This window comes from Saccharibacillus qingshengii (assembly GCF_013185195.1).
Classification (GTDB): domain Bacteria; phylum Bacillota; class Bacilli; order Paenibacillales; family Paenibacillaceae; genus Saccharibacillus; species Saccharibacillus qingshengii.
Genome location: NZ_JAAZWC010000054.1, coordinates 1 through 10,777 on the forward strand (window position 1 = coordinate 1; position 10,777 = coordinate 10,777).

Genomic DNA, 10,777 nt, shown 5'->3' on the forward strand with positions numbered 1-10,777 from the left:
CCGTGAGAGGATACCTCCATAATCACGACCTGATCCTGACTCATATCGAGCCATTGGTGTAACTGAAGCGCATCAGGGGGTAGTACCAGCGTCACCGATACCACCCGCAAACGTATGGGCTAAACTGGGAATTTATTAATAACCTGATTATATTCAAGCTGCGCATCGGTGATCGCCAGCTTTGAATAGACCTCCAGTGATTTACGACTTTCATGGCCAGAGTATGGCTGGATCAACGCATCGTCGATTCCTTGCTTTTTCAGCCAAGTTAGCAGGAAGTGACGGAGCTTGTGCGGTGATAAATTCTGAGTCAACCCGGCTTCCTCGGAATACTTGGCCAAAATCTTTCGGATTCCCCGATCCGTGTATTTTTTCTTCCAGGAGGATTCAAATAAGTACACAGTCTGCTTCTTTTTCATTGAATCTACATGCATGGCCAGCAGTTCTTTAAAGGACTGAGGGAAAGGAACAATCCGATCTTTGCTCCCTTTCCCTTGGTTGATCCGGATCTGGCAGTAATTAAAATCGATATCCGTCAGTTTTATATGGATTAATTCACTGACGCGGATACCGGTATACATCAGGGTTTTGACGATCACCATATCCTGAAAATTCTTTGCCTTCCAGACTACCTCATAGTATCGTTTTAACTCTTCTTCGGTCGGGACATAGGGCAATTTTTTAGATACTTTCGGCACCTCGATTTCAAGCTCATCTCTAAGGTGTTGAAACACTCTTTTAAGATAAGCATAGTCAGGCCGTTCTGCCCGCAGGTATTTTGCCAACTCGCGGGCTTTTCTTTTTGCAGATACACGTTTTTCGATCATGCCAATTCACCTTCTAACGGAATTCGTTCCTTCATGTCCAGACGGAATGTGCCATACGGATTCACGTGGGTATAAATTAACGGAGTTAAAGCCCGTAAATCTTCTGGAGTCATCAGGTCAAACCATTTTTTCTCCGATAAAACATTTTGAAACATGATGGTGTTGATGTACACCAGGCAATTTTGTAACAAATGCAGGGATAAAACGGCCATTTCCTGATCCTCCATGCGATTCGTAGCAATTTCTCCACCTTTGCCATAGAAAATAAAGCTGTTGGCCGAGTTCCAATTCTCTACGACATTTAATCCCTCGTTGATTTCGCGACGCAGCTCCTCGGCGTGTAAATAGTTGCAGAGGAAGATGGTTTTTACTGCCTTTCCCAGTTCGCCTAAAGCTTGATACGTAGGGTGCTTCAGGTTATTCCGGGTGAATCGTTTCAGGATGGCTTCGGTTTCAGCAGTACCCAAGCGTAAAGCCGTCGCATATTTCATCATTTGGTCATACTGCTGCCGGATCAGCTCCCAGTTGATCGGACGGGTCAGCACCGGTTGTAAATTGGGGTAGGCATCCGTCATCCCTGCCTCCGGACGATACAGCTTTTGGGAGTGGATCGCTTTTAATCGTGGCATAAGCTGAAAGCCCAACAGATGGCAAAAAGCAAAGGCAACTTCACTTTGGCCGTGAGAATCCACATAGTTTTTCTCGACTTCCATATCGGTACAGTGGCGAAGCAGCCCTTCGATCATAGCGGCAATCTCGGAAGAAGAACATGATTTGAGCTGAGAGTAGATGCAAGTAGAATTTTTCTCGACATGCCAGTAAATCATCACGCCACGGCCGCGGTACCGAATATGCCATTCTGTCATCAGATTCTGATCCCAGGCCCCGAACTTCTTGGAGTCGGAAGCGCATGAAGTTGTTCCTTCTCCCCAGATATCCTGCATCCGCACCTGAAAGATCGCATTGACCACTTCAGCAATGGCATTGCGCAGGTTGTCTTTGTGAATGAACTTGCGCCGCACATAAAGCAGATCCTTATAGCTCTCACCATGATCACCGGCACTGACCCATTTTAAGCCGGTATTGGTTCCTAAACCGTAAAGAGAAAGAATCAGGCGTTTCTGCAGCGTCTCCCGATCCAAAATTTCGCGGTTGGCTACCGTCTTGAATTGTTCTGTAAATGAAATACGCAAGTCCGTCTCCTTCAATATGTCCAGCAGGCTGGTCATCGGCCAGCGACGTGCAATTTCAACTTTTACTCGTGATAAATGGGTCGGTTCTGGCTGCGGCTCCAAAGGGGAAACAGAGATCCAACCGTGTCCCTTTTCCGTAATTCGCACTTTGGGGTTCTTGGCCATGCCGGCATTCAGCTTTTCGAGTCCTTGAATCATCTCTTGTTTCAGTGCTGCAATAAACGAATCCGCAGCTAAGGGCTGATTCAATGCCTTGTAGTTTTCTTCGCGACGTTCTTCGAAATCGGAGGGAAGGTCCTCGTCGGGATTTCGGTATCGGTTAGCCCCAGGTACCCAGATTTCTTTGCATCGCAATTTATCCCGCAGCATCTGTAAAGCGCTGATCTCGTAATTGATTCGGTTAATCCGTTCCTGTCCTTTGTCGTCTTTTTCGATAAGGATATCTTTGTATGCGGTACGGATGACACCATCGATCGGAATGTCATGAGATAAAGGGAAATAATGCAGACCGGTATCAGTGTACTTTTTGATCAACTCCAATGCACGGATCACGGGTTGGTGAACCTCGTTATTGGAACGAAAATCAAGAATGCCGAGAATTTCTGGAACCATCCGACGGTAATGGCTGCCATAGGAGGCGCGGATGACGGTATGGATTTTTTCACGGTAAGCCGGACCGGTATGTTTAAATTCTTTCACCAGATCCTTTAAGGTTTGCTCGTTGACGACCGGGTACAACACGTCTTTGATAATGCCATCCGGATGACTGATCGCGGTTTGCGCCAGATTGAACAAGATCCCGTATTTGTTGCTGACTCTGCGTAAATCCTTCAGGATTTCCTTTTCTACCTTGCGTTCTGCTCGAACCCCGATCCGATGAATGATCTGAATAAGGAGATCAACCAGGTTGTCTGATATTTCCAGACTACGGAGCCAAAAGAAAGCCGCCAACAGCGTGTAGCGAATCGGCGCAGGATGACGGCGCAACTCCCGAATATCCTCTGTGGACACACGCTGGCGATATTTCTTCAGCACTTTAGGAGGGATATCTTTAAACAGATCGATCGGAAGTTCTAAATTTCGAATCGTCCGGAGTTTATTGATTTCTTTTAACACACTCTCAAGCCCAGCTCGTCCAGGATCAGCTTTCAATTCATGAAACGATAACTGTCCATGCTCTTCTCCGGAAGCTTCTTCGTCATCGGTTTCCAAATCAGCGATGCGATCAATCAAAGAGTCTAACTTGGCCAAGGTTGAGGAAGGCAGTTTTTGAAAGGTCGTTTGGAAAAAATTCTCTTCGTGGGTGTGAATGGCGGATCGAATGAGCCGTTCGATGCGGTCTGGGGTGGGAGGTACGATTTTTAGCTCACGAAATCGACTGTAGACATGTTCCTTTAGGTGTTCAACATCATGATCATGATACAGGACATGTTGGCCTAACCATGTTGTCATTTCCTCTACGTCCTCTATCGTATCCTCGCGGAACCCAAAGAACTCACGGATCTGTGTCCGATGGTACGTGATAGAGCGCCCAGTCCAATCGTACCTGGCATACAGTTCCGGATCGGAAAAAATCTGCTTGGCAATATAGGTAATCACAGCTTTGGGGACCTCGAACTTGTGCGTCGGAAAACGGGCTTCATTTTGAAAAAACTTCAATAACACAGCAAATCCAACCCTGGTTTCCCCCGTTTTATTTTCTATCAACTTCATTTCGTTCGGGAGTATGGTAAAATGCTCAATCAACTCGTCCAGTTCCCAATTTCGCTTCATGATATCCCCTCCGGATAAAGTTCCTATAATGGTGAGTATCAGAACAATGTACCTAATGTTAGTCTATCTTTCCTTTTAAAAGAGGCAATTATAAAGTGGATTGACTCGAAATTCCGATGCCAAAAACATTTTCGGAACTCGAATATTTTTATCAAAGCGAGAAACAATCAAATATGTATTTGATTATCAGAGGGTTTGGGTGTATTATAATATTCAAATTAACGTTTGATTGTAGAGGTGGTATCAAATAATCGACTATGAATAACTCTTGGAACAAAGTGATTTATCGGTTCTGGGCTCCCTTTTATGATTATTTCTTTAATTCAGGCCCTTTTTTAAACGCCCGGAAAAAGATTTTTGAGAACCTCGATATTAAGCCGAGAAGCAAAATTCTTTTTGTAGGTGTCGGTACGGGAGCAGACTTGCAGTTCATTATGGGCAAAGATATTTCTGTTACTGCAATCGACTTGTCATCCGAAATGCTTGATAAAGCAAGAAAAAAATATAATGCACCAAACTTTACGTTCACAGAAATGGATGCGCAAGATTTGACCTTTTCTTCGGAATCGTTCGATATGGTTATTGCGAATCTGATCTTATCTGTCGTACCCGATCCGGATCAATGTTTTCAAGAAATGATTAGGGTTACTCGAACTGGGGGAAATATAGTAATTTTCGATAAATTTGCCCCTCCCTCGCAGAAATTGCCCGTAATCAAGAAATTCCTTCGTCCCGTCGTAGCAATGATGGGGACGGACATTGGCCGTCATTTTGAACAAGTTGTAAAACCATACGAGAACCATATTCGAGTGGAGGAAGATGAGTCTGCCTTATTTAACGGTATGTATCGGAAAATCATACTTCGTAAAACCCATGCTTAAACTACTGGCAAGATGGCCGGATAGAGGGTGAAAGATGCGTAAACGAGACAATAGAGATTTTATACCAGCCCTGAGATTTCACTGGCTTACATCATTTTATGATCCGATATTACGCTGGACAATGAGGGAGTCTACCTTCAAGAACAAATTAATTAGGCAAATTCAAGTTGATTCGGGGCAGCGAGTACTTGATCTAGGATGCGGGACCGGTACATTAACCCTTCTTTTAAAACAAGTTTACCCGAAAGCAGAAGTAACCGGACTCGATATTGATCCGAATGTTCTCCGAATTGCAGAGAAAAAAGCAGTGGATATGGGAATGGACATCGTATTTAATCAAGGAATGTCGTTTGAACTTCCCTACCCTGATCATTCATTTGATCGTGTTGTCACAAGTCTAATGTTTCATCATTTGACTTTAGAAAATAAACTCCGAACACTAAAAGAAATTTTTCGTGTACTTAAACCACAAGGTGAACTTCACATAGCGGATTGGGGAAAGGCGCAAAATCGGCTCATGCGCATTGCGTTCCTTTCAATCCAAATCCTCGATGGTTTTAAAACGACAACAGATAATGTAAATGGCCTGATACCGCAAATTATCGATAAGGCCGGGTTTGCTAAATCTAAAGAGACGGATAGGTTAATGACAGTATACGGAACTCTTTCTTTATACAAAGCGAAGAAATAAAACAGCATTGCGGTGAAGTTAGCTTCGCTGCTACTGCCCCAAATAGCTGGCCGGGGTAAACCTTTGTAAAATTGTAATGTTTAATCAAATAATTATTTGGATATAAGAACATGTAAATCTACAATTGGATGGAGCAAATCACAATGTCACTCACACTGATTCTTTCTGCTATTGGCACGTTCATCGTGACAAACGTTGACGACATTTTTGTACTGATGATCTTTTTCGCACAGATCGAAAAAGCGCGGCACACACAAGTTGTTTTAGGGCAATATCTTGGGTTCGGGTTACTCGTTGTATTGAGCCTATTAGGGGCTTTCGGTTTTACATTTTTGCCACCCCAATGGGCCGGTTTTCTCGGGCTGATACCGATTTATCTCGGTATCCGAATGTTTCTCAAAAAGGAGGAAGAAGATGAGGCAGAGGAAGCGCTTGAGAAATTGGGCGATCTAAAGTCACAACCTGCAAACAACCGTTTGTTTGGACCGCTAACTGGTAAGGTCGCTGCGATTACCTTTGCCAACGGGGGGGATAACCTAGGCATATACATCCCGTATTTTACGACCCAGGGGAATGCGTCACTTTTATCCATCTCGATTGTGTTCCTTTTGATGGTCGCGGTATGGTGTTTCCTGGCGTATCGGCTGGCAAGCTTCCCGGCCATTCTAAAGATTCTGGAAAAGTACGGAAGTGTCATTATTCCACTGGTGTTTATTGCATTAGGTATTTCGATCATGCTGCATGGTGATTCATTTGCATATCTCATAAGGCTGTTTGGATAACGTTCACGAAAATCGAAATGATGAACTGGAGGGAAACACAATGGTAGTAGGTGACGCAAGCATGCACACTCAGTTGTTGGTAATCGGCGGTGGTTCTGGGGGTTATGTTGCAGCTATACGAGCCGCGCAGCTCGGCAAGAAAGTGTTGCTGGTGGAAAAATCAGAACTCGGAGGTGTATGTCTCAATTGCGGCTGTGTGCCGTCCAAAGCGCTGATATCAGCGGCACATCGTTATGAACAAATGCTGGAAAGCGGTATATCCGGGTTAAAAGCGAAAGGCGTTGATATTGATTTTTCACAGATTCAACAGTGGAAACAGTCGAAAGTGGTGAATCGCCTCAAAACGGGCATTCAATCCTTACTCAAAAAGCATGAAATCTCGGTCTTCAAAGGAGAGGCGCTGTTCATAAATGATCGGGAAGCCCGTCTCTATAATGAACAAGAATCGCTGCGATACCAATTTGACGATTGTATCGTTGCTGTCGGATCGCGTCCAATTGAATTAAAAGCATTCCCGTATGGAAATCGAATTTTGTCCTCCACGGAAGCACTCACCCTTACCGAAATCCCTGAGCGGATGGTCGTTATCGGCGGTGGCTATATCGGTATTGAGCTAGGCCAAATGTACGCGAAGTTCGGCACGAACGTAACCATTTTGGAAGGTTCACCGTCGATTCTACCTGGATTCGAGAGTGAAATTACCCGGATTGTCAAAAAAAATCTGGATTCCCTTGGCGTTACGGTATATACGAACGCCATGGCTCAATCCGCTCAACAGTCGGCTGATGAAATCACGGTTACCTTTACGGTAGATCAGACCGAACAACAAGTGACGGCCGATTATGTTCTTGTGACAGTAGGACGCCGACCCAATACTGATGGCGAACTCGGTCTTGACCGGATTGGGGTAAAAATTGGAGACCGGGGACTGGTCGAAGTCGATCAACAAGGGCGAACGTCGATTCCTCATATTTATGCGATTGGCGATATTATCCCTGGCCCTGCACTGGCGCATAAAGCTTCATACGAAGGAAAAGTGGTTGCTGAAGCTATAGCTGGCCAGCCAAGTGCCTTCGACTATAAAGGGATACCTGCGGTCGTGTTTTCCGATCCGGAAATTGCTTCCGTAGGACTTAGCGGACCTGAAGCCAAAGAGAAAGGATATGACATCATGGTGGGTAAGTTTCCGTTTGCGGCAAATGCGCGTGCTCTCTCTTTGAGTGCGTCCGAGGGATTCGTCAAGCTGGTGGGCGATAAGAATACAGGTTTGATCCTTGGCGGTCAAATCGTCGGCACAAACGCGTCTGACTTGATTCCGGAAATTGCCTTGGCGATTGAAATGGGAACGACCATGGAAGATTTAGCCCTCACGATTCATGCGCATCCGACACTTGGGGAATTGTCGGCTGAAGCGGCAGAAGTTGCCCTTGGCCATCCCATTCATATTTAGTTTTGTTTGCCTTTGACAAACCAATGGTGCAAGCATAATATAATAATCAAATGAACATTAGATTGAGGTGATGGGAAATGAAGAACCAAGATACATGCGAGATCTTTTGTTATGACGAGGATAAGGTCAATCGAGTCCGGGAAAGATTAAGCAAAAATGATTTTCAGGATATGGCGCAAATCTTTAAAGTACTTGCAGACCATACGCGGCTAAAGGTTGCGTATGCCCTGTGCGATGAAGACGAGTTATGCGTCTGTGATGTGGCCAACATTATCGGCTCTACGATGGCGACGGCTTCCCATCATTTACGGCTGCTGCGGAACATGGACATTGCGAATTATCGGAAGGAAGGAAAGCTCGTTTTTTATTCATTGGAGGATGAGCAGCTTAAACAAATGATAAGGCTCGCGATTGAGCATCAAAAGGAGGTTGTTGGCGTTGAATAAAGTGGCTGAATCATTAGAGAACAAAAACGTGTACCGCGTTGAAGGATTTACATGCGCGAATTGTGCCGGGAAATTTGAGAATAATGTCAAGCGATTGCCGGGCGTTCAAGATGCGAAAGTGAACTTTGGCGCTTCAAAAATTGCCGTTTTCGGTGAAACCACTGTTGAGGAACTGGAGAAAGCCGGTGCATTTGAGAATCTTAAAGTCATCCCCGAAAAACCGATACGGGTGGCAAAACCGGAAGTGAACGAGGAAAAAAACGTATTCAACGTTCAAGGATTTACATGCGCGAATTGTGCCGGGAAATTTGAAAATAACGTGAAGCAGCTTCCAGGTGTTCGGGATGCGAAAGTGAATTTCGGGGCTTCGAAAATCGCCATATACGGTAATGCTACCATTGAAGAACTGGAGAAAGCCGGTGCGTTTGAAAATTTAAAAGTGACCCCGGAAAAAGTGGCACGGGAAGCGAAACCAGAGGGCATCAAAGAAGTGAAAGAACCGTTTTATAAAAAACATAGCACATTGTTGAATGCGGTCTTATTGGTGGTTTTTGGATATATTTCTCAGTATGTAAATGGGGAAGAAAACCTAATCACTTCTCTGTTATTTGCAGCCTCTATTGTGATCGGGGGATTCTCGCTCTTTAAAGTCGGTTTTCAAAACTTGATGCGATTTGAATTTGACATGAAGACACTCATGACAGTTGCCATAATCGGAGCTGCGATCATTGGGGAATGGGCCGAAGGTGCAATTGTGGTTATCCTCTTTGCGATCAGTGAAGCGTTGGAACGCTTCTCGATGGATCGGGCTAGACAATCGATTCGTTCCTTAATGGACATTGCACCGAAAGAAGCACTCGTTCGACGGAACGGACAAGAAATGATGGTCAATGTCGATGACATCGCCGTTGGCGATATCATGATTGTGAAGCCCGGTCAAAAGATTGCCATGGATGGTGTGGTGGTCAGCGGCAACTCTGCCGTTAATCAGGCAGCGATCACCGGTGAGTCCGTTCCCGTTGGCAAAACGGTGGATGACGAGGTTTTTGCGGGGACGTTAAATGAAGAAGGCCTCCTTGAAGTCAAAGTAACCAAACTGGTCGATGATACGACCATCGCGAAGATCATACACCTGGTTGAGGAAGCACAGGGAGAACGTGCACCATCCCAAGCCTTTGTCGATAAGTTTGCGAAATACTACACGCCGATTATTATGGTCATTGCTGCATTAGTCGCGATACTTCCGCCACTTTTCTTTGATGGAAGTTGGGCTACCTGGGTCTATCAAGGCCTATCCGTTCTTGTAGTTGGTTGTCCTTGCGCACTCGTGATTTCCACTCCAATTTCCATTGTATCTGCAATCGGAAATGCAGCGAAAAATGGCGTACTTGTCAAAGGCGGTATTTACCTCGAAGAAATGGGTGCCATAAAGGCTATTGCGTTTGATAAAACCGGCACACTCACCAAAGGAGTCCCGGTTGTAACGGATTTCAACGTATTCAGCCAGAATACAAACAAACAAGAATTGCTGTCCATCATTACTGCATTAGAGTACCGTTCGCAGCATCCTCTGGCTTCGGCCATTATGAAGAAAGCGGAACAGGAAGATATATCTTATTCTGACGTCATGGTTGATGACTTTGCTTCCATCACCGGTAAAGGGATTAAAGGTACGGTTAACGGAACTATCTATTATATTGGTAATCCAAAGCTCTTTAAAGAATTAGCGATAGCTTCTTTTAGTAACGAACAAGAACAACTGGTGACTACACTGCAAAGTCAAGGAAAAACGGCTATGGTTGTCGGAACGGATGAAGAAATTCTTGCGGTGATCGCGGTAGCCGATGAAGTGCGTGAATCCAGTCAAGAAATTATTCAAAAGCTGCATCACCTCGGGATCAAAAAAACCATCATGCTGACCGGTGATAACAAAGGTACCGCTAATGCGATTGCCGGACATGTTGGCGTATCGGATGTGCAGGCCGAATTGATGCCGCAGGATAAATTAGACTTTATTAAACAATTGAGAGCCGATTACGGCAATGTCGCCATGGTTGGTGATGGTGTCAATGATGCTCCAGCACTCGCAGCTTCTACCGTTGGGATTGCCATGGGCGGAGCCGGTACGGATACAGCTCTTGAAACGGCAGATGTGGCTTTGATGGGAGACGATTTAAGAAAACTTCCATTCGCGATCAAATTAAGCCGTAAATCTTTAAATATCATCAAGCAAAACATTACCTTTGCGCTGGCTATAAAACTGATTGCTTTACTGCTCGTCATCCCGGGTTGGCTAACGCTGTGGATTGCCATTCTTTCCGATATGGGCGCAACGCTGCTGGTTGCATTGAACGGTTTACGACTCATGCGCGTGAAAGAATAATGAGTGGACTGCAGTCCACTGTAAGAATACTTTGCCCACCATTCAGAGCCTGCTTGGTAATGAGGATGTTCCTGGGATGAATAAAAGTAATATTTGGAGATTCGCAGGATCGACATTTTTAATGTTGTACCTTTTTTTTCAGTAGCCGTCGACGCATACACAGATGCGGTTCAAATGCTATTCCAGCCAGCGGATCACGTGGCATCGGAACAGTTGAAAGATACCTCTGAAGAAAAACAACATCCAACGGCTATTCTCATAATTTTTATGGCCTGTCTAGGGCGTGTTTTAAAACTAAAGATGGAAGATAAACCGATTTGGGTTTAGGATAAGAACAGAATAAATCCAAAG

8 protein-coding genes are annotated in these 10,777 nt (G+C 44.9%); 6 read left to right on the forward strand and 2 right to left on the reverse strand.

Annotated elements, in window-relative coordinates:
- Positions 1-119: 119 nt before the first annotated feature.
- On the reverse strand, positions 120-827 hold the full coding sequence (locus HRQ60_RS22805; RefSeq protein WP_172200773.1) for a tyrosine-type recombinase/integrase: 708 nt from the start codon (positions 825-827) through the stop codon (positions 120-122).
- Complete coding sequence (locus tag HRQ60_RS22810) at positions 824-3,793, reverse strand: Tn3 family transposase (protein ID WP_172200775.1); 2,970 nt, start codon at positions 3,791-3,793, stop codon at positions 824-826. The genes HRQ60_RS22805 and HRQ60_RS22810 overlap by 4 nt, the downstream gene beginning before the upstream one ends.
- Positions 3,794-4,050: 257 nt before the next feature.
- Here HRQ60_RS22810 and HRQ60_RS22815 point away from each other — a divergent pair, with 257 nt between their 5' ends.
- From HRQ60_RS22815 to HRQ60_RS22840, 6 genes are all read left to right on the forward strand, one after another.
- A complete protein-coding gene (locus HRQ60_RS22815; protein ID WP_172200777.1) occupies positions 4,051-4,674 on the forward strand; it encodes a class I SAM-dependent methyltransferase in 624 nt (207 codons plus the stop codon).
- Positions 4,675-4,708: 34 nt separating this feature from the next.
- Entirely contained in the window at positions 4,709-5,365 is a 657-nt protein-coding gene (locus HRQ60_RS22820; RefSeq protein WP_172200780.1) for a class I SAM-dependent methyltransferase, read from the forward strand.
- Between the two features lie 143 nt (positions 5,366-5,508).
- Positions 5,509-6,147: a CadD family cadmium resistance transporter gene (locus tag HRQ60_RS22825; protein WP_172200783.1), complete on the forward strand. Its 639-nt coding sequence runs from the start codon at positions 5,509-5,511 to the stop codon at positions 6,145-6,147.
- Positions 6,148-6,187: 40 nt separating this feature from the next.
- Positions 6,188-7,597: a dihydrolipoyl dehydrogenase gene (lpdA, locus tag HRQ60_RS22830; protein ID WP_172200786.1), complete on the forward strand. Its 1,410-nt coding sequence runs from the start codon at positions 6,188-6,190 to the stop codon at positions 7,595-7,597.
- A 77-nt stretch (positions 7,598-7,674) separates the two neighbouring features.
- Positions 7,675-8,043, forward strand: a complete 369-nt coding sequence (locus HRQ60_RS22835) for an ArsR/SmtB family transcription factor (RefSeq protein WP_172200789.1) — start codon at positions 7,675-7,677, stop codon at positions 8,041-8,043.
- A complete protein-coding gene (locus tag HRQ60_RS22840; RefSeq protein ID WP_172200792.1) occupies positions 8,036-10,426 on the forward strand; it encodes a heavy metal translocating P-type ATPase in 2,391 nt (796 codons plus the stop codon). Before HRQ60_RS22835 ends, HRQ60_RS22840 begins: the two co-directional genes overlap by 8 nt.
- Positions 10,427-10,777 lie beyond the last annotated feature (351 nt).

Coding starts and splice junctions, on each gene's coding strand:
- HRQ60_RS22805 (WP_172200773.1), bottom strand. CDS start 827: ATGATCGAAAAACGTGTATCTGCAAAAAGAAAAGCCCGCGAGTTGGCA.
- HRQ60_RS22810 (WP_172200775.1), bottom strand. CDS start 3,793: ATGAAGCGAAATTGGGAACTGGACGAGTTGATTGAGCATTTTACCATA.
- HRQ60_RS22815 (WP_172200777.1), top strand. CDS start 4,051: ATGAATAACTCTTGGAACAAAGTGATTTATCGGTTCTGGGCTCCCTTT.
- HRQ60_RS22820 (WP_172200780.1), top strand. CDS start 4,709: ATGCGTAAACGAGACAATAGAGATTTTATACCAGCCCTGAGATTTCAC.
- HRQ60_RS22825 (WP_172200783.1), top strand. CDS start 5,509: ATGTCACTCACACTGATTCTTTCTGCTATTGGCACGTTCATCGTGACA.
- lpdA (WP_172200786.1), top strand. CDS start 6,188: ATGGTAGTAGGTGACGCAAGCATGCACACTCAGTTGTTGGTAATCGGC.
- HRQ60_RS22835 (WP_172200789.1), top strand. CDS start 7,675: ATGAAGAACCAAGATACATGCGAGATCTTTTGTTATGACGAGGATAAG.